The organism is Pedobacter sp. MC2016-14 (assembly GCF_020991475.1).
Classification (GTDB): domain Bacteria; phylum Bacteroidota; class Bacteroidia; order Sphingobacteriales; family Sphingobacteriaceae; genus Pedobacter.
In genome coordinates this window covers 1-21,387 of the sequence record NZ_JAJMPA010000005.1, presented here as the reverse complement: position 1 = coordinate 21,387, position 21,387 = coordinate 1, and the positions used below count along the sequence as shown (strand labels likewise).

Here is a 21,387-nt window from a genome sequence, read left to right as displayed (position 1 = left end):
GGGCATGTTTCTTTTCTGGTTTATGGGTTAGTATTCTGTTTTTTTTCTCCTTTTATAATGAGCTTCCTTCTGGAAATGTCCAGTTTGTAGTCAATTCCGGCAACATCCAGCAAACGCAGCACGAGGTTGATTTTTTGGTTTCGGTAGGCATCTCCGGTCAATTCTTCTTCCGGGATCCGACCTTCATAAACCACATCAAGGTCATACCATCTTCCAATGTCATTCATCGTTTCTTCAAATGTTTTACCATCGAAACTGAATTTTCCGTCGCGCCAGGCCGTATAATTACCTGCGGTTACCTGCAATACTTTTGTGCTGTTTTTTGAAGTCAGGGCTTGTTCATTTGGTGCCAGTATATATTTTTTGGTTTGATCAGTCACCAATACCTTGCCTTCTACAAGGGTAGTTTTACTGTCAGCTTGTTGCGGATAGGCATTCATGTTAAATTGGGTGCCCAAAACCTCTACCTGTTGCCTGCTTCCAGCTACCCTGAAAGGGATTTTTTTGCCTTTTTTATCGAAAGACGACTTGACGTGGAAATAAGCTTCGCCGGTAAGTTGGACAATCCTGGCATCCTCCGCAAATTTTGAAGGGTATTTTATAGTGGACTCGGCATTGAGCCAAACATCAGTGCCATCTGGCAGGGTAATGCTATACGTACCGCCCCTGGGGGTGTGTAGTGTAACTAAGGTGTTCGCGTCGCCCATTTCGGCCGGATCAATATTTTCTATGGGAACGCCATTGGCGTACGTGATCTTTTCTCCAGCTACTATGCCGGTTTGGGTATTGCTTAGATTGATGGTTCTTCCATCTGCTAAGGTAAGTGTGGCTTTATTTGTTCCAGGTTCAATACCGGTTTGTGTGAATTCAGAATGTTTAACTGTGCCTTTATTTTGGAGTGTTAGCCAGGCAGCAACTGCAATCATTACTACTGCGGCTATTGCCGCGGCCATCCGGAGGTTCCATCTAAACAATTTAGTACGGGCTGGCTGCGGTTCCGCAATTTTTAGCATTAGGCCAGTTAATATACGTGATTTAACTGCTTCATGCGTTTCTATTTCTTTTGTTGGGATTACTGCTTGCAGGTCATCATGGCCATTGTACCAATCCATTAAGCTTTGCATCTCCCCGGGAGAGATGGTGCCGTTATTAAATTTGTAGGTTAGATGTGCGATGTATTCGGAGTTCTCAGACATTATTATTCTTGTTCTATTGGTATAGACAGAGAAATTTCCGGTGAGGGTGAGTGTTGTTTGTTTTTTTTAGAAATTGTAAATAAAAAGCAGGATTGCCAGCATTTTTAGCTTGCCACCAAGATCTTTGTTGGCTTTTTTAAGGTGACTTTTAACAGTATTTTCTGATAAATTGAGTGTTTCGGCAATTTCTTTATTTGAAAGGCCTTCCTGACGGCTTAATTTAAAAACGATTTGGCATTGTTTAGGTAGTGCGTTGATGGATTGGTCAATTTGTTGTTGCAATTCACGAATAATGAACTGCCTTTCTGGGGAAAGGGTATTGATGTCTTCAACAGGCACAAAGGTTTCATATCTTATGCGCTCGCGATGGCGGCGGTCCAGTACATTAAATGCCTGGTTGCGTATGGCGCGTGCCAGGTAATTAGAGAGCTCAACTTTTGACAAAGAAAAATCCTGACGCAGTTTCCAAAGCTTGCAAAGCACATCCTGTACGCATTCTTCTGCTTCTTCCTGATTTCCTAAACGGTTAAAGGCCACCACCAGCATCTTGTCCCAGTAGCGCTCGTAAATTTCGGTCAATACCCGCTCGTCACCACTTTGCATCAGTTGGACTAGCGCCTGATCCCCATATGCCTTATACTGCTCCATACAAAAGGTCCCTCAAAGGCAAATATATGATAAACTATATAATTCCAGCATCCCTTTGCAGCACAAAGATACCAGCAAGACAGCAGCATAGTACCAGCTTTAAGTTGAAAGGTGTTTGTCAGCGGGTTGGTATAGTGTTGAATGGTGTACAAACCTCGCAATACCCAGCCAATCTAAAGCCAATAACTTTTAACCTGGATCCCAATTCATTTTGGGTAGGCAAGCGCTCTACTGGCGCGGCACTGCAGGTGCAAAATCCTCTCCCGACAGTGCCAGTTGGATACCTGCATCCTTGCAAAAATGACATCTCAAATTTGGCGAGGGTTCGGCATCTACTTCAAGGTTTCCTGCTGGAGGTTCGTGATCATATTTTGCCCATGCCTTCAGGTATTTACTTTGATTGAGATAAGCCTCGAATAATTCTCGAGATGGGAAATTTCCGAACCATAGATGTTTGCTTTTCATCGTTAGATAAAGTTGTGAGCTAAAATCAGGAATAATAAATCACGTTGTTGTGATATTTTTCAATAATAGTTAACTTCGCTTTGATTTAAATGGTTATGGCGAGTTTAATTAATGTTATCATCCCCTTAGAAATTTTTTTGATGAGTTTAATAGTCTGATTAACAAATCGGCAATGCATGTTTATATCAAAACAAGAGTTGGACAACGCGTTACCTTAAAGAAAGTCAAAAGGAGGGAAGATTTTTTGTTAGAGGCAGGTGAACGTTATTACTCGGCCTATATCACTTCGGTGGAATTTCTTAAGGAAAGGGATGGCGATATATTTGATGAGGAGTTTTGCGTTCATGCCATCGAATTGCGTGGCGGAAGGTCTACACCAGATGAAGTTGAAAACCTGAGCTTAAGGGTGATCTCAAAAACACCGGATAAGAACATTAAGAGTTTCGTGAATAAATTACAGCAGCACCTTAAAAAAAGCGGCGACTATGGGGTAGGTGTGGGAAGTGGAGGGTTATACAGCAAAACGTTTTATAATCGTGAACAAATAGTGGGCAAGACCTTGTGGTTCGATTTTGAAAGGAAATTCCGACCGTTACAGATTGATTAAAAGGAAAGCAGGCTATAACCTTTTTTGCAGACCTATGGCACAGGTACCTGTTTGATGATCGGCGGTTAGCTGGCTTTTTTTGATTTTATCTCGGCATCTAATGATTTGAACCTTAAGTAAATTGGGAGAAATCCGATAAAAACGGTAATAGAGGGAATAAACAAAGCTATGTTGTCTTTTTTGTAATAAAAATAAAATGCGGCTGCAAGTATAAATGGCCAAAGGATACAGACACCGATGAGCAGGCCTTTGAAAAAATCCCTTTGTTTGGTCAGTGTTTTCAGATCTTGTGAATTGGATAGGTTGTTGGATGTCATTTTCTTTCGGTTGGATTAGTGGTTGAAACTTGCTTGTCTGCTATAGTTACTCCACTAAGGTGTACGATGAGAACGAAAATAGTAAATATATTTTATATCACAAATATGTGATATAATTGTTTGGGATTTAATTTATGACAGCTCTTTATTTCTGTGCTTTAACTTTGGAAGGGTTTTATATTTTTATAGAATCTGTCCGGCCCATAGATATCAGAGGATATCTTTGACGGTGGCTGAAAAAATCGCAAATTGCAGCAAAGTTGATTCAAATGGCAAGAAAAGTTACAGATGGCCCGTTTAGGAACAAGGAGCGCACGAAGGCGAACCTGATCACTGCTCTGGGGAAAATCCTGAAAAAAGATGGTTTTTCCGGACTTAGCATCAGCAGGGTTGCTGATGTGGCAAAGGTAGATAGGAGGCTGATCTATGACTATTTCGGTAGCCTCGAGGGATTAGTTAAGGAGTATCTTAATGCCAACGACTATTGGAAGATCAGTCCCGAGGAAGTCGGAGATATGGTGGAGACCAGCAAAGCGGATGCTGGAAAGACGCTTGCCTACAATGTACTGGAGAACCAGTTTGACAGTCTGATCAACAATGAGGAGATGCGCCGGATCATTACCTGGGGGCTTAGCGAGAAGTTGCCGATTTTGAAAGAGCTTGATTTGAAACGTGAGGATATAGGTAATCAGGTGCTGAGCGAGGTCTTCGATAGGCATTTTGAAGGAAGCGATAAAAACTTCAGGGCGATGTATGCATTATTGATGGGAGGGGTGTATTACCTTACTCTCCATGCCAAGATGCAGGAGAACCCTTTTTGCGGAATAGACTTGCAGCAAGCTTCGGGTCAGGAAGAGATCAAAAAGGCGCTCAGGCAGTTTATTGAACTTGCCTACGCTTAATGGTGTATGAGGTTTGGTTTCCAGCTTATAGGCCTCGATTTGACTGGTTTTCTTATCAATATAGAATTTTACAAAGTTTGCCATGTAGGATGTATTGGGGCTATGGTCTATACTGCCATAAAGGGACTCGCCCTCAAAATAAAGGGCATCTTTTTCCATAGAGATATATTCATCCAGTCCAGCTGTCTGGAATTTTTGGTCTTCCAGCTGAAATTTAGAGGTGATGCTACTTTCCTTTACCGGAAGTACAATAGAGGACAGATCAAATTTTTGGGAATTACACGATTGTAAGAACATATTCATTACAAGGAAGGACAAAATGATTAGGGCTGATGGTCCGCTTTTTAACATTGAAATATTTTTAGGTTTTTGGGAACTTACCAATGGATGATAATGCTCCATAAATTAAAATTGTCAACCTGTTGCATGATGCAACTTAACTACACCTGCGAGCTACCCGGCAAATATATCACATATTTGTGATATTTGTCTATTTTGTTAGCTTTGCTTTAATGATAGCCAGGGCAACCGAAATTGATGCAGAGATGCGGCCTGCGCTTTCAATGAATAAAATTAACAAACCAATGAAAGGTTAGGGAATTGCATGTTATTGTGCTGCTCAAAATCCTGGAGGACATAGGAGATGAAAAAAATGTGGATATGGATTGGTATAGTGTTGCTGGTTGCTGTTGGAATATATGTTTTTTTTCCAGGTGACAAACTCATTTTAGAAAGGAATGATGAAGCTTTGTCCGCCAATTATTCAGCTTTCCAAGAAATTAATGAGCAATATAGATCGGATATCTTCGAAGTAAGTTTGGTTGCCAGGGTAGTGGTTTCCAGCGCTGCGTCTCCGAATCCTATTCGTATTTTTTCATCAGTCAATGACCAACTGATTCTAGATTGTGATGCAAACGTTGATGAAAATACAAAGTTTGATACCCGTTACTATAAAATTGATAAAGCAGGCACAGTCACTGATTCTCTTTATGTTGCTTACCAGGGTTATTCCGAACAGTTTATTGACGACTTCATGGTTTACACGAGTGAGAAGGACGCCTACTATAATACCTGGCCGCTTGACTGTGATACTACCCGTCATCAAGTGGTTGAGCTGAATGCCGATTTGAGCTGGGAGGATGGAAGGTTGGAAGCCAAGGTTAAAGCAGTAAAGGCAAGTGCGAAATATTTTTTTTTCAGCACAGCATTAAAAGAAGGTGTTTGGTACCGACAAGTTTACTTTTATGCTGATCAGAAATGGTATTTGCTATGGCAGAAAACGCCGGGTTACACTGAGGTGCTGGATGAGGATAATGCTCGTAGATACCGTAACGTTGTTTTTCGCAGTGGAGAGGTAAGTTTTGAAATTCCAAAAGATGTAAAGCTTCTGCATTTTCATCAGCAGGAAAAAATTAAATATTATCACGTGGTTGGCGGTGGACATGGTGGTTTCAGTGCATACAATTGGCGGGGACTGGGATTTTTTGAAACCAGTATTGCAGGCAGGGTTTTTGAATTTATGGTTCCTAAACTAGTGGTGGAAAAAGAGAAGCACAATGGGTATAAACCAAGCCTATACACTGTGAGTGAACCTGGTTCTTCCACTAAACTTTATCATCCTGCCTTCTATCACTCACCAAATGGTTTTTCATTCTATGCTCCAGAGGCGAAGGAGTTGTTTTTAATTCGGATAAAGTGATGGATATTGAAATCCCGCCTTTTATCAGATAGCAAAAATTGAACGCATCATAAGGGGAAGGTTTAGAACTGATTAGCTAATGTTGGTTAGTGCATATTACTGTCTATGGTGAGGCCTAACACGGGAACCACCAATGCATAAGATAAAGTTTTCCCTTCTTGAGGAACTGGATAAGGACATAAGCTTACCTACGTTTTGTAATGCCACCCAGACTGGTCGGGGTTTCTGGAGAGATTTGCTCAAAAAAGAAATGGCGTTAAGCATGATATCTAAAGGTTATCGGTTATAAGTTCCTTGTTGAATATGATGTTGACAACGCTAAGCCCAAAAGTTATCAGAACAGTCAAATATAACAATTTTTTATATCACGTTATTGTGATTAATTATCCCTAAATTTGATTTTTCCAAAAAAGGATGCTATGGGGAATTCTGGGTAAAAGCCCTGTTTTTTGCCATATTAACGCAGGAAACAAGAGGAGCTACTATGCTCATAACCCCTTTGGATTGCGCTATTTTGATCGGAAAAAATAATGGTGGGGAATTATCAAGGAAATATTTTTTAATATTGGCCTTGATCTTTAGTAAATTAGGATAGGATATTGGGATATGTCAGATTACAGCAAGCATACCGATCAGGAATTAGTGTCCCTTTTAAGGGATGGTAATTATGCTGCCTTTGAAATCATATATTCCAATCATAAAACAAAAATAGCCCAGCGCCTTTTCCGGTTACTTAAGTCATGGGACTTGGTGGAAGATGTTTTGCAGGAACTTTTCATCAGACTTTGGAAAAACAGGGAAATAATTGATGCTGAGAAATCAATTGAGGCTTACCTCTCCCGGATTGCGACAAATCTGGTTAATGATTATTTTCGGGGTATAGCCAAGGACCAAAAATTAGCAGAGGAATTGTGGCGTCGGGTTTCAGAACTCTACAATCCATTTGACGACATCCCCCAAACCAAAGCGGATCACGAGCTATTCCGTGTGATAGAGAAGCTTCCCGAGCAGCGAAAAAAAGTGTTTCTGCTGTGCAAGATGGAAAGAAAAAGTTACGCAGAGGTAAGCAAGCTTTTACAGATTTCCGAGGCTGCCGTAAATGATCATATTACCAAAGCCAACAGATTTTTAAAAGACAACTACGATAAAGCTATCCCATTTGCTGTCGTTTTATTCTTATATCATTTTCTCGATTAGATTTTATTCTACTGATAATAAGTTGATTATATTGTTTTTAAATTTTTATTCCTAAGTACAACTATTGGTTCTGTAACCAGTTGCGTAATACTATCAAAAACAATAATTTTTTACAATTTAATCAAAACCACGCATGACTAAACAACCAATGACACCAACGGGTGTAGAAGACAAAATCGAAGAAGTCTATCTTTTATCAGCACCAGATCTACTAGCAGAAGCTAATGCTATTCAAGCGGATTTTAAAGGATGGGTAGCAGACAACTTTATCTTAAGTTCCAGCCAGGAAGACTATCTAGACAATCTGAATGATAGGATTTCTACTTATTTTGGATCTCAATGTTCTATCTGCTTTACAAACAAGTTGCCAATCATATTAATTTATCCAGGACCACCATCAGGAGATTATTCGAAATGGACCGGATCATCAAATACGCTTGATGTAAAATCAGAGGGTGGTGCCGAACCTGTAGCTACGGGGACGCTCACGTTCGAGTTCACTTACACTACATAAAGTATAAGAGCAATTTCCAGGCCCGGTAAGTAAGCTCTTTACTTATCGGGCTTTGGTATAATGAGCCATCATCTTCAAAGGTGATTGTATCTACCTCAGTGTTTCTATAGGACCTCTTCATAGTTTTATGGATTTTATCTGTCTGTTAATGAACGAATTATTGAAATTTTGAATTTTTATTGTAAATTACAGCTATTGGTTTTGAGACCATCTGCGTAATACCAATAAAACAGCTGTGGAAAATTATCACGATATCAAGGAACTCTTTGCCAAGTACCTGGACAATAGTATTAGGAGGGAAGAGTATGACGCCCTGTTGCGGTACTTTGGAAAGCAAGAAGACGATGGGGAATTGCATAGGCTTGTTGTAGAGGCATTATCAACCAATACTCTGGAATATGATCGCGAACGATTAGCTGAAGTGGTGGATACGGTCCAGCTTCGATTGCGCGAAAAGCTACAGCCTGGAAAAACTACTCTTGTAAAATTATGGCCTCGCATTGCGGTCGCCGCTGCAATAGCGGTAGTGGTTTTCGGTGCGGGATTATTTTACATCAACCAAAAATCTCAGGATAAATCTAAAATAGCGGTTTACCAAAAGGACATTGAGCCTGCTGGTAATAAGGCGTATTTAACCCTTGCTAATGGAAAACGTATTGCGCTTGATGATGCGGCTAACGGCAGCATTGCCACCCAGTCCCATGTCCAGGTTTCTAAAACTGCAGATGGACAGCTGGTCTATACGTCGGGCAACGGTTCAACTACAAATCTACCTCTGGAATACAATACGCTTGAAACTCCAAATGGGGGAAAGTTTGAAATCATGCTCCCTGATGGAACCCATGTTTGGATGAATGCAGGTTCAAGACTGAAATATCCTGTTTCTTTTGCGTCTTTGAAAGAACGGAGGATTGAATTGCAGGGTGAAGCGTATTTTCAGGTAGCGCATAACAGGGCGATGCCGTTCCGGGTTTCTTCATCCGGTCAGACGGTTGAGGTATTGGGAACGCATTTTAATGTCAATGCTTATTCGGAAGAAAAAGTGGTGAAGACTACGCTCCTGGAAGGTTCGGTGAAGGTAAAGGATAACCATAGCCAAAACTTTAAAATATTAAAGCCTGGTGAGCAGGCATCATTGGTTGATGATAAGCTACAGGTTTCAAAGGCAGATACGGAGCAGGCAGTGGCATGGAAAAACGGGGACTTCGTTTTTGCGGGTGAAGATTTAAAAACGGTCATGCGTGAGGTGTCCAGGTGGTATGATGTGGATGTAGAATATAAGCGGAACGTGAATGTGAACGGTATTTTCAGTGCCTTTCCAAGGACGATGAAACTCTCTCAGCTGTTAAAGGCGCTGGAGGCGAACCAGGGGATTCACTTTAAGATGGAAGGAAGGAGGGTTTTGGTTATGCCTTAAAACTTTTTAAGGTTGGCCGGAACAAGAACGGAGGCGTTGGAAGCGCCCCCGATCGGATGTCTAGTCAATCGGAACATAATGCTACTAACACAATTTCAACAACTAAACTAAACAAACAAATGTATAAATTTTACTATACAAATGGGTATGGTGTAACCAACTATATCCGAAAGTCCATGGCTTGTCTGTGGCAGATAATGTGGAATCCCGGTATCAGAAAATGGCTTATGAGGGTAAACCTGACATGTTTGATCTTATTAATTGCATTTATGCAGATTTCCTTTGCGGCTAATGCGCAGAAGATTTCTTTGTTCAAAAAGAATGCACTGCTTACGGAGGTTTTTAGGGAACTGAAGAAACAGAGTGGTTACGGTTTCATGATCAATAGGGAACAAGTTAAGATGGCAAAGCCAGTGACCATTAATAGCAATGGCGATGACCTTGAAAAGGTCTTGGATAAGTGCTTTGAGGGGCAGCCGTTTACCTATAAGCTGGAAGGGAAGATGATTGTGGTGGTGGATACGAAGCCTGAACAGGTTAAAACAGAGAAGCTTAATATTGATGTTAAAGGACGTGCTTTTGATGAATACGGTAGGCCTTTGGTTGGCGCTACGGTAGTGATAAAGGGAACAGAGCGAAGAGTAACTACAAATGCAAATGGAGAGTTTACATTTAATAATGTAGATGAGAAAGCCATATTGGTTATTTCTTATGTCGGGTATGAGAGCAGAGAAATACTTGCTTCAACAGATTTGAGCAATATAAAACTGACTGTTAGTACCGATAAGCTCGAGGAGGTCTCGGTAGTTTCGACGGGATATCAAAGCATTCCCAAAGAAAGGGCGACAGGCGCCTTTACTCAAATTGACAATAAAACACTTAACCGAAATGTTGGTGTAAATATCTTAGACAGATTAGAAGGAGTTACGAGTGGGTTAATATTAAACAGAAATCTGCCAACGCAGGGAGGCGCAAACAATTCTAAAATTTCTATTCGTGGACGTAGTACCTTGTTTGCAACACCGGAACCGTTAATTATTTTGGATGGTTTTCCATATGAGGGCGGGATTGATCAGATCAATCCTGCCGATGTACAATCAATCACTGTACTAAAAGATGCGGCTGCAGCCTCCATTTGGGGAACCAGAGCGGGCAATGGTGTAATCGTCATCACTTCGAAAACAGGAAAGAAGAATCAACCACTTGCAATTGGCGTTTCATCAACCCTAACTGTTACGGATAAACCAGACTTATACTACCAGCCACAAATTTCATCTTCTGATTATATTGATTTAGAGCAATTTCTGTATGGAAAAGGTTATTATACAGGTACATTGAGTAATGTTTTCTCTCCTGTTTCGTCGGCGGTTGCTATTTTGAGTAAAGGACAAGCTGATGCTACTGCACAATTAAATGCACTAAAAGCGCACGATGTTCGGGCAGATTTGGAACGTTATGCTTACAGGCAAGCAGTGTATCAGCAATATCAGCTAAACTTAAGTGGAGGAAGCGAAAATCAATGGTATTATTTATCGGGAGGATATGATAAAAATCTGGAAAATTTAATAACAGACAGCTATGATCGATTAACCCTAAATGCAAGAAATACTTACGCTTTGCTAAAAGGCAGGTTGAAAATCTTTGGTGATATTGGATTTAATTCCAGTAAAACTTACAGTAAGGCAGATCCATATAATCCAAATACCCCTTATGATCGTTTAGCTGACGAAAATGGCAATGCTCTTTCAGTGATAAATATCTCAACTTTAAGTGATGCCTATACAGATGTAGCAGGCAATGGAAAACTTCTGGATTGGAAATATAGACCTAAAGACGAATTCATATCAAATACCCTCAACCAGGTGATGCAGTATAAAATCAATATGGGCGTAGATTTTGAGATCTTAAAGGGTTTAAATTTAGCAGGAAGCTATCAGTATTTAAGAGAGAACTCTGATTCTGATAGAGATTATCCGCTAAGTAGTTTTTATACAAGAAACTTAATCAACAGGTATTCTACAATTACAAACAACACCGTAAGCAGAGTTATAGAACTTGGTGATATTTTAGAGCAGGCCAATACCAAAACAATTTCCAAAATCGGAAGGGTACAATTAAATTTTAACAAGGTCATTGCCACTGACCATGAAATTAATGCTATTGCAGGTTTTGAAGGAGCGGATACCAGGAGTAACTATAGAACACAAACTTTGTATGGTTATGATCCAAGTACGCAATTAAACAATAATGGCAAAATAAACCCTTTAATGAGCTATCCGTATTTTTACGATCAAAGCTCAAGTTCTCAAATTTCTACAGCACCTGGTGCTGGGGGGCGTATAAATATAGCTGAATCGTTTTATACAAACGCTTCTTATTCCTTCAAAAAACGCTATATTTTATCCGGCAGTGCAAGGAGAGATCGCTCCAATCTCTTCGGTGTGAATACCAATCAGAAGGGTGTACCGTTATGGTCAGCTGGATTGGCTTGGATCATTAACAGTGAAAGTTTTTACAATATAAGCTGGCTTCCATCCTTAAAACTGCGTGGAACCTATGGTTATAGTGGGAATGTAGATAAATCTGTTTCTGGGTTACTCACTGCCAGAAAAATTGGATTAACCAACGAATGGGGAAGCCTATACTCAGATATACTAAATCCACCAAATCCAGATTTACGGTGGGAAAAAGTAAAAAATTGGAACGTTGGTATTGATTATGCTTTAAAAAGTAACAGGATAAATGGAAGTATCGATTTATATCAGAAGGACGCTTTTGATTTGATTGGCAATAGCCCAATAGCTATGCAATCTGGTATTACCCAATTTAGAGGTAATAGTGCAGATCTGAGAACAAAAGGCATAGATGTTTTATTAAACTCAAAAAATATCACAGGTGAATTTCAATGGGGATCAACTGTTCTTTTTAATTACAATACAGACAAAGTTACCAGCTACAAAGCTAAGCAAACCTCAAATAATACTATTGTAAGACAAAACTTTAATAATCCCTTGGAAGGTTACCCATATTATGCTGTTTATAGTTTCCCATCTGCGGGATTGGATGCTATCGGCGCGCCCCAGGGCTATTTGAATGGAACTATTAGCAAAAACTATACGGCAATATTGAATCTTCTAGACCCCAGCCAAATTATATACCACGGCTCTGCATCCCCGAAATATTTTGGTAGCCTCATCAATACCTTCAACTACAGAAATTTTGAGCTATCCATAAATTTAACATATAAATTTGATTATTATTTCAGAAGGACAAAGGTATTTTATGGCGCATTTAGTAATGACTATTCAGTGCTGGGTAGCTATGATCAACGATGGCAGAGTGCAGGTGACGAGTTAACAACCAAAATACCTGCCTTAGTGTATCCCGAAGTGCCTTCGTTGGGAACATTTTTCCAAAACAGTTCAGATTTAGTGGAAAGGGCAGATCAAATTCGATTGCAGGATATTCGACTTTCATACCAGCTGACAGGTCGCTTACTGTCTAAGCTTCCATTCAAAAGTATAAGCGCCTTTTCATACGTAAAAAATATTGGAATACTTTGGAGGAAAAATGATCTAGATATTGATCCAGACTATGGCACAAGTACCAACCCTCAGCCTTTAAGTGTTTCATTTGGTATTAACCTAAACCTTTAATGTAAAAGTCATGAATAAAATATATACAATATTAATTATATGCTCTCTTTTTGGTTGTACAAAAAAACTCGATCTAAAACCGGATAGTACTTTAGTAGTACCAAAAACAGTTGAAGACTTTGAGAATCTTCTGGATAATTCTACAATCATGAATGCGTCACCAGGTTTAGCTCAAATGTCAGCTGATGAATATTATATTCCAACATTAGCAAACTTTCAGTCACTTGGAAATCCAATTACTAGATCCACATACATTTGGCAAAAGGATATATTCGAAGGACAAAACAAGATTTCTGACTGGACTATTCCATATGCCCAGATTTTTTACGCCAATAGTGTGATTGATGAGTTGGATAGACAAGGGATTTCAGATGATATAGAAAAGCAACGTGTAAAGGGTTGGGGATTATTCGTGAGGGCTTATGCATTCTATACATTAGCAAGCATTTATTCAAAAGCTTATGATGCAGGATCAGCATCTACAGATGCCGGAATTCCACTAAAATTGACATCTGGCATTACACAGTTAGTTAATCGCAGCTCTGTGCAAGAAACATATAATCAGATTATCGCCGATGCTATAGCAGCAGGTGAACTTTTACAAAGAGATATTGTCACTAATAAAAGAAACCGCCCCTCTAAAGTGGCAGCTTATGGACTGTTAGCGAGAGTTTATCTTAGCATGAGAAAGTATGTTGAAGCAGAGGAATATGCAGATAAGGCAATGGCAATATATTCTAATTTGACAGATTATAATACCTTAATTATTAAAACAAGTACATCTTTTACGTATAATAGTGAAGAAGTTTTATACTTCTCTAACATGAGAATAACAACATATTCTCAAACTACATATTCTAGCGGAGCGTTGTACGGAATCGACCCAGTTTTGATTGGGACATATGGTCCAAATGACCTTCGAAAAAATGTATGGTTCCGTCAAAATGCAAATGGTAACTGGACAAGTAAAGGGATAAATAGCGCCGTTACATTTCCATTTACAGGGCTTGCGACTGATGAAGTTTACTTAATTAAAGCAGAATGTTTAGCAAGACGCAACCAAACGTTGGAATCAATGGATTATTTGAATCAATTATTAAAGAAGCGTTGGAATCCAAATGCTACAGGGACAAATATACCTTATCCGAACATCGTAGCGAGTAGTCCGTCAGATGCCCTAGATAGAGTTCTATTGGAACGTCGTAAAGAATTAATATGGAGAAGCATAAGATGGACTGATTTGAAGAGACTAAATTTAGAAGGTCGCAATATAACACTTACAAGAAATATAGGTGGTAACATCTATAGTTTGGAGCCAAATAGCGCCAGATATGTACTCCCAATTCCAGACGATGAAATTGCACTTAGTGGAATAGAGCAGAACGTTCGATAGGTTATTCTGGATCTCCTTTACAAATTAAAAAATATAATGAGAAAATCACATATAATTATAGCTACATTTTTGATGTCAATTATAGCGTCAAAACTTCATGCTCAAACAAACACTATTAAATTAACTGGCTTAATTGATACTTCTTTCATGCGTATGTACCAATGCAAAGAGTTAACCATAAAGATTAAAGAAACCGCTAACGAGAAAGGTGAAGGTGGTGAGGTATTTAAAGCCAAGGTTTCCCCTGACGGACGTTTTAATACTCAAATAAACTCAAAAGATTCATTGGTATATCTCTCATTTGAATTTCAGGATAATGTTGGTTCAGGAGGTTGGAAGGGCTATTATTTTAACATTACGAAAATGCAAGTCTCAACAGGACTAAGCGAACTTTATCTTTTTCAGGTTGGAGATAGTATTAATATCGATTTTAGAGAAAATGGATATATCTTGTTCTCTGGTAAGGGAAGTGAGAAATTAAATTGTCAATGGCAAGTATATAATACTAAAACTATTCAGAATTCTATTTCAATTAGAACATTAGATTTGGAACATGCTGGACACCTTGAACAGGCTACTCTTCTCGAAAATAAAGCTGTCAATATGCAAGTTGCTTTAAGACTAATGATAATAAAAAGCTATCAAGACAAACTTAGCGAGAGAGTTTACAAGCTTTTAAATTTGGATGCAATAGCTTCTGCACAACATAATATTTATCACAAACTTCCCTTTTATCTATGGATATATAAAGAGAAGCAAGACTCGGTAATAGTTAGAAATTACTACTCTTCAATTTTAAAAACAGATTATCCAAGTAATATTGATTCAGTGACTTTGGCACAATCTGGATACTATGCTAACGCAATGCTAAAAAAAGAAATTGCCAGATCAATGTTGTATGAGGATAGTAAAAGAAGTCTAAAGCATTTATCTTTTAACGTTTTGTATAATCGAATGAAGGATAATTATACGGGGCTTTTAAGAGATAAATTGATATACCTTTGTTACGAAACTTTAATAACGAAGTTTTCAGATGAATCTAAATTCTATTTAAAAGATGCATTGGAAACCATTAATAGTGCAAAATACAAACTATTGCTTTCTAAATTAGCTGATCGGCAATACATGGCATATCCTTTTGAATTTTATGATGCCAATGATAAAGTTCATCGGCTAAGCGATTATAAGGGTAAACTACTTATTATAGATTTTTGGTTCACGGGCTGTGTTCCTTGTCAAATGTTAGCGAAAGCAATGCACCCGATATATGAAAAATATAAATCTAATAGTGATATTGTTTTTCTTACGGTTAGTACTGATAAAAAGCCTTTATGGATGGAAAGCGTAAAATCAGGTCTATATACCGCTAAAGGCATGACTAATCTGCACACTAAAGGGCAAGGTTTTGCTAATCCACTAATAGTTAATTATAAATTTAATGGATTTCCAAGACAGCTAATAATAAGTAAAAATGGTGAGTTGATCACGAGTTCACCGCCAAGAGTCGATGTTGGTAAAATGCATGTACAGGCTTTTGAGAAAATTATTGAAGAAAATTTAGCCAAATAAATTTCACTTAATTTCCTAAGTACATAATTAGGGAGCGTGAAACGCTCCCTAACCAAAGTTGAATTTTATTCCTGCCAAGAACCCAGTTCGGAAGAAGAGGTTACAATGTAATTCGAAATACTTGGCTTGTTTCACTAAAAGAAGTAGGAAAACCTGTACCGATAAATATTAACCTACAAGCTCTATCGTCATCGTTTTGGTAACTAAGTATCTCAGGTTCAAAGGAAAGAGGAACGTAATCGTTTCCGATGTGATAATAGACCTGAGTTGCCAACGGTGTTTTATCACTTTACGTGTGCGAAAGCACTTGCTGTAACTAACATAAGAATAGCCACAAGCATTAATTTTAAATTTTTCAAATCTCCATGTGAGGTAAAATCCATACTCAATTGCTTGTAACTAAAGAGTACATTAAAAATATGTATAAACTTTTAAGGCTGTATCCTGCTGAATCCCTTCGGAGGCCTATACATCATAAAATATTAAAAAATCAATCCAAATTTCAATTAAATCTCTTTTAATGCCCATTGTAAAACTCTCAAATGCATTGAATACCTTGCATCCCATTTCTACTCCCTTAAAAAATGACCTTAAAAATATTGCGGTTCCTGTAACGGAAGAAAAAGCAGTTGATCTGTTAACTATAGGAAAGCCCTACGACCGTGTCCTCTTTTTGGCTGACGGCTTTGTTAAGGGTAAATTCTACGAAGAAAGCGGCAAAAAAATCATCGCTCGCATCTATCAGCCTGGGGCCATCTTTACCGACCTGCAAGCGTTTTTTTTACAGGATAAAACTTCCATTACCTTGACCACCATTACCAAATGTAATTTATTGGCGATTAAGCGCGACGATTTACGTAAGCTAACGCAATACCCTGAAATGGATACCCTAAAGAGTACTATTTTTTTACTTGAAAAAGGTATTGACTTTGAAAGAACTAAGATGCTAATGATGAAACCACCCGCCCGGTTTAAGTATTTTGCCGATGTCTATCCTTTTACAGTATTACCCAACAAAATTTGCGCAAATTTTCTGCATATGTACGAAGCGAATTATTGCCGGATCAAAGCCAACTATTTAAGGGGCTGAGGTTGTGCTCGTGGCCAGGCTCCTGAAAATGGAAACACTGGGCTATGATTGATATGCCTCTGTGATGTTTTTGATTAAAAAATTGTTACGTTGAGAAATTAGCTGTGACTAATGTTTTAAGATTTTGTAAGATTTACTTTTGTCCGTCGGGCAGTAGAGCCTTTATGACCCTAATTGTTTACTTAAAATTTTAAAAGATGAACAAAAGATTGCAACTTAACATTTACCTGAAAGGACGTAACCGTGCCTGTCTGGTGTTTAAACGAAATCCTTTTTTGTACAGGATTAACAATTTAATGTATGCGCTCCAGTTTGTGGCCAACATGGAACAGCTAAGTTTGATGATTGCCAGCGGCGCCAGGCAAAACTGTAGTTTTGTGCTGATAGATAGCCGTGGTAAAAAATGGATCCTCTATTTTGAGTTTGAGGCAGAACTGATCTCGTTGAAACTAAACACAGGCTTTGTCTGGAGCGGAGGCCCTGTTGAATTTAGACAGGCTGTGGCCAATTTGACAAAAATGACCGGGTAGCCTTCCGCTTAAACCCCAGGGGCAAATGCCCGGTCAATTACACGCAGCTCAAAACACCTTGCTTACATTTTTGCCGTGTTTTATTTGCTTGCACCTTGTTAGCGCTATTGAGCTGACCGTGCCTTTACAATTTAACATTTAATAAGATGAAGAAGATAACCAAACTGATCTTATCCAACAAGGATGTTCAGGAAATTCTGGGTAAAGGTGAAAGTACGGCCTACCTGCTCATTAGAGAGATAAGAATGAAACGTGGCTTAAAGCCTTACGCCAAAATTAATGTAGAAGAATTTTGCGAGCACACCAACATGAGCCTTGAGCTGGTATTGGAACAACTGCGAAAAATAACATAGCCTAATTCCTTATTTCCCTTTAAATTCATTGAAATCAATTGATTAGTTGTTGACAATTAGGTTGTTACGGATTTGTGATCTACTTTTGTTTCACCATCTGATAGCATCCGGGCTTTCCAGGAAGGAACGGAGATATGATGGAGAACTAACAGATTTATAAATTTAAACAATTGAATTATGGGAATTCAACATTGGGGTGCTTTTGGAGGTTTTGTAAAAAAAACCGGGGCACTAGTGGGGCATTACCTGAATGGACAGAATGTGATTACCGCAGTGCCCCATCCATCTCAGGAGCCACCCAGTACAAAACAACTTGCGCAGCGCGGCAAGTTTGGATTGGTAACGGGCTTTTTAAGTGACCTGAGCGATCTGGTTAAAATCGGTTTTAAAAATTCGCACAAGAGAAAGGAAACTGCCATGAACGCAGCAGTCTCTTACAACCTTAAAAATGCCGTAACTGGCGTAGCGCCGGATTTTGAAATGGATTATGCCAGGGTGGTGTACAGCAAAGGTAAAGTAGACAAGCCCGCAAGTTTTACAGTAGTAGCTGTTGCAAATTCGCGCTTAACCTTGTCCTGGACAGAAAGTGTATTGTCACCTTTTGGCAAATTAACAGATCTGGCCACGTTTGTGGTCTACAATCCGTTGAAAGACATGTTTATGATTGCCCCGGGCGTAGTAGCAAGATCTGTACTAACCTACAACATGGTTTTGCCGCATTCTTTTGCTGGGGCAGATGTGCATGTGTTTATGACATTTGCCGCTGCCGATGGCGAAAGCGTATCGGACAATGTTTACATGGGAACAGTAGAAGTACTGTAGTTTTTCAATTAGGCTGGCGGTTCTGCCAGCCTATTAATTTTATCGTAATGAAATATTTGAGATTAAAAAAGCCTGAGATGATGGCTGTTAAGCTGCCCGCATTACCAGAGGTATGGTTTTTTCTGGGCTTGTTACTCTTGCTTTGGCCTCTGGCGCAAAGCATGGTACAAATGAATGGGGAAATGGTTGGGATCATAGATCCAAACATCTATTTACTGATGATGCTGAGCCTGATGAACTTTCTGGGTTTACTGGGACTATGCTGGTGCTTGTTAAATTGGTGCTGGTCGGCTTTAAACTTAACCCCCTTGAGTCGTTTAGTTGTTCACTTTAAAACTATGGAGGTATGGCAGCAGCTAAGTTTTTATTTTGCATCGTTTGCGCTGCTGTTGCTGGTAGCGGTTGGATGCCTGATCGCAATTTGTTAATTGGCTCTTCAGCTCGAATCGCTTTAACGTCATCCCGAACCGAAGGGAGGGATCTAATAGTAAAACTGGCCTTAAATGAAATTGGTGTACATGAATACAGCAACCGTAACGATGGAAAGCGGGTTGCGGAGTACCAGCACGCAGGCAACTGCCGCAAAGGAGATCCCTGGTGTGCTTGTTTTTGCTCATGGGTATATCAGCAGGCAGGTTATCCTGGTCCAAGGACTGGTTGGTCGCCTGATTTATTTCCTGCCAGACGTTTGCGGAAAAAAGCTATGCCTGCTGATCTGTATGGAATTTATTTTCCTGCGCTGGGCCGAATTGCCCATTGCGGAATCCTGACAAAGCTGAGTGGTGATTGGTGTACAGGCATAGAGGGAAACACGAACCCTGGCGGAAGCAGGGAGGGTGATGGGGTTTATCGCCGGATGCGGCACAAAAGAAGTATCAGCAGGTTTGCTGACTGGACAATTAAATAGTATAGAGATGGCAATATTAAAAAATGGTTTGTTCGGAGAAACAAACGGAAAGCTTGGCGCTGTAGTCACCTATCAGTTGGGGAATAAGGTGGTGGCGCGTACCATTGGTACAACAACTAAGCCCCCAACGGCAAAACAGCTGGCCAACAGGCAGCGCTTCATACTGGTAAATAGGTTTTTGAAACCCATCTTCCCTTTTGTAAAGGTTGGGTTTTCAATGAAAGCTGCAGAGATGAATTTGCATCCCTACAATCTTGCGGTTTCCATGAACATGAAAAACGCCTTAACCGGTAATTATCCTGATGTGGCAATGGATTTTGCTAAAGTACAATTGGCGGCGGGTTTAGTTGGTGTTCCGGAGAACCCAAAGGTGGAGATGCTGGAAGATGCATTGAACTTTACATGGAAACCTGGCCGCACTGAGAGCGATCAGGTGATGCTAATGGCTTATTTTCCGGCCTTAGAAAAGGTGATTTATTTGATGTGGGGCGCCAAAAGGAGCGAAGGTCATCAGCTTTTACCGATACCCGCCCTGTTGATGCAGGAGTATATGGAAACCTATATGGTATTTATTAGGGCAGACAGGCGGGCCATATCAAACAGTATATATACAGGAAGTTTTAACAAGTAATTTACGCATCATGAAAATGTATTTGAAATTTGGGCTCTGGAGTTTGTTTTTCTGCTATGGCTGTGGCATGGTTAAGCGAAATAAAGAGAAAAATGTTTCGGCATCATCTGAGCAGGCAACTGTTAAATTTGAGCAGAAGGAGCAAAATCAGTCGAAAGTAGACTGGCAGCGCAATCTGTTGAATAGAGATTCTGCGGGAATTGAATTCTTAGTGGAGATTTTGCCCTCGGGTCCTTTCAATTATTCGCCTTATAAAGGCTTTGAAGGAACGGCACAGAAGATCATTTATTTCGGAAAAGCAAGCAATGTTTCGTCTTCCTTACTAAACGAGCAGGTTAAAGCGGACCAGAAGGGGAGTTCGCAAAGCCGCTTTCAGGAGAAAAAAGCAGTAAAACAATCAAGTAAAAGAACCGGCAAAGCAGTTGAAAGGACGTATTCCTGGAAATGGATACTTGCTTTACTGCTGCTCCTTGTTGGAATAAGTACATATATCTTTAAAAATTATGGCAATATTGGTAAAAGGAATTTTTGGACACGTAAAGAATAAGGCAGGTGCGCTGGTGGGCTACAGCAGGAATGGAAAAAATGTGATTAGGGCCCATGCGCGGAAGCAGCCTAAGTTAATGACCAGAAAGCAGGAGGTCCATCGCAGCAGGTTTGGGCTGATCCCTAAATTTTTGAGTCCGCTGAGCCAGTTAATTGCTGCGAATTTTAAAACCCGAAAAAAAGGAAGAACGCCGATGAATGCGGCGGTGGCGTATAATTATAAAAACGCAATGGTTTTGGAAGCTGAAAGGTATGCGATTGATTACGCAAAGGTAGTATATGCCAGGGGTACATTGGATGCCGGTTATGCCATAGCTGTAGAAGGGAAAGAAAATATGGCCATCTTTCACTGGCGTTCCGATTGCTGTGCTAAAGATGAGCGGGTAAATTTTGTGGTATACAATCCGGCTAAGGATCTGTTTATGGTAGATGCGGATGTTGTTTTAAAATCAGCTTATACCTATAGTATGCGAATTCCAGAATATTTTAACGGTGATGTGCTGTATTGTTACCTTAATTTTAAATGTGCTACCGGCGCTAAAGTTAGTGACAGCAGCTATGCCGGACAGTTTGTAGCAGGTACGTTTTGATCGGGATATTTTTTCATCTTGTTTTTCAGTAGTTTAACCTGTTTAAACAAGTATTTATGTGAAATTGTTTGCGGGGTGTATAAATTTTCCTACTTTTGCATCCCGCTTCGGAGGAAGGGAAATAGTGAAAGAGGTTAAAGAAGTTGTAATTTGAAAGGCGTGTAAAGAGAGGAACTAAGTTGAGGTTTTGATTTATGAAAGGGGTTTAAAAACGCCGGAAATAAAAAAGTAAAAAAAGCTTGACAGATTGAAAAAGATTCTTACCTTTGCAGTCCCAACAAAAAGGGAGCTAAACGGCGGATGTCGGGAGGCGGATAAAAAAAGATTGAAACGTTGAA

Annotated in this window: 22 protein-coding genes; 19 read left to right on the top strand and 3 right to left on the bottom strand. The window is 39.6% G+C overall.

Annotation, left to right across the window (positions count from 1 at the left end; all coding sequences use genetic code 11):
* Positions 1-20 precede the first annotated feature (20 nt).
* Positions 21-1,196 carry a FecR family protein gene (locus LPB86_RS20215; RefSeq protein WP_230693240.1) on the bottom strand — a complete coding sequence of 392 codons (1,176 nt, stop codon included), beginning with the start codon at positions 1,194-1,196 and terminating at the stop codon, positions 21-23.
* Between the two features lie 66 nt (positions 1,197-1,262).
* Entirely contained in the window at positions 1,263-1,844 is a 582-nt protein-coding gene (locus LPB86_RS20210; protein ID WP_230693239.1) for an RNA polymerase sigma factor, read from the bottom strand.
* A 26-nt stretch (positions 1,845-1,870) separates the two neighbouring features.
* Between LPB86_RS20210 and LPB86_RS20205 the strand changes: the two genes are divergently transcribed.
* From LPB86_RS20205 to LPB86_RS20180, 6 genes are all read left to right on the top strand, one after another.
* The gene (locus LPB86_RS20205; protein ID WP_230693238.1) at positions 1,871-2,248 is read left to right on the top strand and encodes a hypothetical protein; all 378 of its coding nucleotides are present in this window, start codon (positions 1,871-1,873) and stop codon (positions 2,246-2,248) included.
* 233 nt (positions 2,249-2,481) lie between these two features.
* Positions 2,482-2,916 carry a hypothetical protein gene (locus tag LPB86_RS20200; RefSeq protein WP_230693237.1) on the top strand — a complete coding sequence of 145 codons (435 nt, stop codon included), beginning with the start codon at positions 2,482-2,484 and terminating at the stop codon, positions 2,914-2,916.
* Between the two features lie 586 nt (positions 2,917-3,502).
* Positions 3,503-4,135 carry a TetR/AcrR family transcriptional regulator gene (locus LPB86_RS20195; RefSeq protein ID WP_230693236.1) on the top strand — a complete coding sequence of 211 codons (633 nt, stop codon included), beginning with the start codon at positions 3,503-3,505 and terminating at the stop codon, positions 4,133-4,135.
* Positions 4,136-4,787: 652 nt separating this feature from the next.
* Complete coding sequence (locus LPB86_RS20190; RefSeq protein WP_230693235.1) at positions 4,788-5,834, top strand: hypothetical protein; 1,047 nt, start codon at positions 4,788-4,790, stop codon at positions 5,832-5,834.
* 606 nt (positions 5,835-6,440) lie between these two features.
* Positions 6,441-7,031 carry an RNA polymerase sigma factor gene (locus LPB86_RS20185; protein WP_230693234.1) on the top strand — a complete coding sequence of 197 codons (591 nt, stop codon included), beginning with the start codon at positions 6,441-6,443 and terminating at the stop codon, positions 7,029-7,031.
* 133 nt (positions 7,032-7,164) lie between these two features.
* A complete protein-coding gene (locus LPB86_RS20180) occupies positions 7,165-7,545 on the top strand; it encodes a hypothetical protein (protein ID WP_230693233.1) in 381 nt (126 codons plus the stop codon).
* Here the strand turns inward: LPB86_RS20180 and LPB86_RS20890 are convergent.
* The gene (locus LPB86_RS20890) at positions 7,538-7,666 is read right to left on the bottom strand and encodes a hypothetical protein (protein ID WP_255695630.1); all 129 of its coding nucleotides are present in this window, start codon (positions 7,664-7,666) and stop codon (positions 7,538-7,540) included. The genes LPB86_RS20180 and LPB86_RS20890 overlap by 8 nt on opposite strands.
* 114 nt (positions 7,667-7,780) lie before the next feature.
* Here LPB86_RS20890 and LPB86_RS20175 point away from each other — a divergent pair, with 114 nt between their 5' ends.
* The 13 genes from LPB86_RS20175 (at position 7,781) to LPB86_RS20115 (ending at position 21,049) form a co-directional block, all read left to right on the top strand.
* Positions 7,781-8,962 carry a FecR family protein gene (locus tag LPB86_RS20175; protein ID WP_230693232.1) on the top strand — a complete coding sequence of 394 codons (1,182 nt, stop codon included), beginning with the start codon at positions 7,781-7,783 and terminating at the stop codon, positions 8,960-8,962.
* A 248-nt stretch (positions 8,963-9,210) separates the two neighbouring features.
* Positions 9,211-12,618, top strand: coding sequence for a SusC/RagA family TonB-linked outer membrane protein (locus tag LPB86_RS20170; protein ID WP_230693231.1), 3,408 nt, complete (start codon positions 9,211-9,213; stop codon positions 12,616-12,618).
* A gap of 10 nt (positions 12,619-12,628) precedes the next feature.
* Positions 12,629-14,011 carry a RagB/SusD family nutrient uptake outer membrane protein gene (locus LPB86_RS20165; protein WP_230693230.1) on the top strand — a complete coding sequence of 461 codons (1,383 nt, stop codon included), beginning with the start codon at positions 12,629-12,631 and terminating at the stop codon, positions 14,009-14,011.
* A gap of 36 nt (positions 14,012-14,047) precedes the next feature.
* Positions 14,048-15,580, top strand: a complete 1,533-nt coding sequence (locus LPB86_RS20160; protein ID WP_230693229.1) for a TlpA disulfide reductase family protein — start codon at positions 14,048-14,050, stop codon at positions 15,578-15,580.
* Between the two features lie 520 nt (positions 15,581-16,100).
* Positions 16,101-16,670, top strand: coding sequence for a Crp/Fnr family transcriptional regulator (locus LPB86_RS20155; protein ID WP_230693228.1), 570 nt, complete (start codon positions 16,101-16,103; stop codon positions 16,668-16,670).
* A 197-nt stretch (positions 16,671-16,867) separates the two neighbouring features.
* On the top strand, positions 16,868-17,200 hold the full coding sequence (locus tag LPB86_RS20150) for a hypothetical protein (RefSeq protein WP_230693227.1): 333 nt from the start codon (positions 16,868-16,870) through the stop codon (positions 17,198-17,200).
* Between the two features lie 146 nt (positions 17,201-17,346).
* On the top strand, positions 17,347-17,553 hold the full coding sequence (locus LPB86_RS20145) for a hypothetical protein (RefSeq protein ID WP_230693226.1): 207 nt from the start codon (positions 17,347-17,349) through the stop codon (positions 17,551-17,553).
* 177 nt (positions 17,554-17,730) lie between these two features.
* Positions 17,731-18,375, top strand: coding sequence for a DUF6266 family protein (locus LPB86_RS20140; RefSeq protein WP_230693225.1), 645 nt, complete (start codon positions 17,731-17,733; stop codon positions 18,373-18,375).
* A 47-nt stretch (positions 18,376-18,422) separates the two neighbouring features.
* Positions 18,423-18,803 carry a hypothetical protein gene (locus LPB86_RS20135; RefSeq protein ID WP_230693224.1) on the top strand — a complete coding sequence of 127 codons (381 nt, stop codon included), beginning with the start codon at positions 18,423-18,425 and terminating at the stop codon, positions 18,801-18,803.
* On the top strand, positions 18,722-19,282 hold the full coding sequence (locus tag LPB86_RS20130; protein ID WP_230693223.1) for a peptidoglycan-binding protein: 561 nt from the start codon (positions 18,722-18,724) through the stop codon (positions 19,280-19,282). Before LPB86_RS20135 ends, LPB86_RS20130 begins: the two co-directional genes overlap by 82 nt.
* Before the next feature lie 7 nt (positions 19,283-19,289).
* Positions 19,290-19,913 carry a DUF6266 family protein gene (locus LPB86_RS20125; RefSeq protein WP_230693222.1) on the top strand — a complete coding sequence of 208 codons (624 nt, stop codon included), beginning with the start codon at positions 19,290-19,292 and terminating at the stop codon, positions 19,911-19,913.
* A gap of 10 nt (positions 19,914-19,923) precedes the next feature.
* Positions 19,924-20,460 (top strand): hypothetical protein, encoded by a 537-nt coding sequence (locus tag LPB86_RS20120; protein WP_230693221.1) that lies wholly within the window; start codon positions 19,924-19,926, stop codon positions 20,458-20,460.
* Positions 20,417-21,049 (top strand): DUF6266 family protein, encoded by a 633-nt coding sequence (locus LPB86_RS20115; protein WP_230693220.1) that lies wholly within the window; start codon positions 20,417-20,419, stop codon positions 21,047-21,049. The genes LPB86_RS20120 and LPB86_RS20115 overlap by 44 nt, the downstream gene beginning before the upstream one ends.
* The last annotated feature ends 338 nt before the right edge of the window (positions 21,050-21,387 follow it).

What these genes read in the sequence shown, in the direction of transcription:
- LPB86_RS20205 (WP_230693238.1), top strand. Translation starts at nt 1,871, where the DNA reads ATGATAAACTATATAATTCCAGCATCCCTTTGCAGCACAAAGATACCA.
- LPB86_RS20200 (WP_230693237.1), top strand. Translation starts at nt 2,482, where the DNA reads ATGCATGTTTATATCAAAACAAGAGTTGGACAACGCGTTACCTTAAAG.
- LPB86_RS20155 (WP_230693228.1), top strand. Translation starts at nt 16,101, where the DNA reads ATGCCCATTGTAAAACTCTCAAATGCATTGAATACCTTGCATCCCATT.
- LPB86_RS20165 (WP_230693230.1), top strand. Translation starts at nt 12,629, where the DNA reads ATGAATAAAATATATACAATATTAATTATATGCTCTCTTTTTGGTTGT.
- LPB86_RS20185 (WP_230693234.1), top strand. Translation starts at nt 6,441, where the DNA reads ATGTCAGATTACAGCAAGCATACCGATCAGGAATTAGTGTCCCTTTTA.
- LPB86_RS20890 (WP_255695630.1), bottom strand. Translation starts at nt 7,666, where the DNA reads ATGAAGAGGTCCTATAGAAACACTGAGGTAGATACAATCACCTTTGAA.
- LPB86_RS20135 (WP_230693224.1), top strand. Translation starts at nt 18,423, where the DNA reads ATGAAATATTTGAGATTAAAAAAGCCTGAGATGATGGCTGTTAAGCTG.
- LPB86_RS20190 (WP_230693235.1), top strand. Translation starts at nt 4,788, where the DNA reads ATGTGGATATGGATTGGTATAGTGTTGCTGGTTGCTGTTGGAATATAT.
- LPB86_RS20150 (WP_230693227.1), top strand. Translation starts at nt 16,868, where the DNA reads ATGAACAAAAGATTGCAACTTAACATTTACCTGAAAGGACGTAACCGT.
- LPB86_RS20215 (WP_230693240.1), bottom strand. Translation starts at nt 1,196, where the DNA reads ATGTCTGAGAACTCCGAATACATCGCACATCTAACCTACAAATTTAAT.
- LPB86_RS20130 (WP_230693223.1), top strand. Translation starts at nt 18,722, where the DNA reads ATGGCAGCAGCTAAGTTTTTATTTTGCATCGTTTGCGCTGCTGTTGCT.
- LPB86_RS20180 (WP_230693233.1), top strand. Translation starts at nt 7,165, where the DNA reads ATGACTAAACAACCAATGACACCAACGGGTGTAGAAGACAAAATCGAA.
- LPB86_RS20160 (WP_230693229.1), top strand. Translation starts at nt 14,048, where the DNA reads ATGAGAAAATCACATATAATTATAGCTACATTTTTGATGTCAATTATA.
- LPB86_RS20120 (WP_230693221.1), top strand. Translation starts at nt 19,924, where the DNA reads ATGAAAATGTATTTGAAATTTGGGCTCTGGAGTTTGTTTTTCTGCTAT.
- LPB86_RS20145 (WP_230693226.1), top strand. Translation starts at nt 17,347, where the DNA reads ATGAAGAAGATAACCAAACTGATCTTATCCAACAAGGATGTTCAGGAA.
- LPB86_RS20115 (WP_230693220.1), top strand. Translation starts at nt 20,417, where the DNA reads ATGGCAATATTGGTAAAAGGAATTTTTGGACACGTAAAGAATAAGGCA.
- LPB86_RS20195 (WP_230693236.1), top strand. Translation starts at nt 3,503, where the DNA reads ATGGCAAGAAAAGTTACAGATGGCCCGTTTAGGAACAAGGAGCGCACG.
- LPB86_RS20210 (WP_230693239.1), bottom strand. Translation starts at nt 1,844, where the DNA reads ATGGAGCAGTATAAGGCATATGGGGATCAGGCGCTAGTCCAACTGATG.
- LPB86_RS20125 (WP_230693222.1), top strand. Translation starts at nt 19,290, where the DNA reads ATGGCAATATTAAAAAATGGTTTGTTCGGAGAAACAAACGGAAAGCTT.
- LPB86_RS20140 (WP_230693225.1), top strand. Translation starts at nt 17,731, where the DNA reads ATGGGAATTCAACATTGGGGTGCTTTTGGAGGTTTTGTAAAAAAAACC.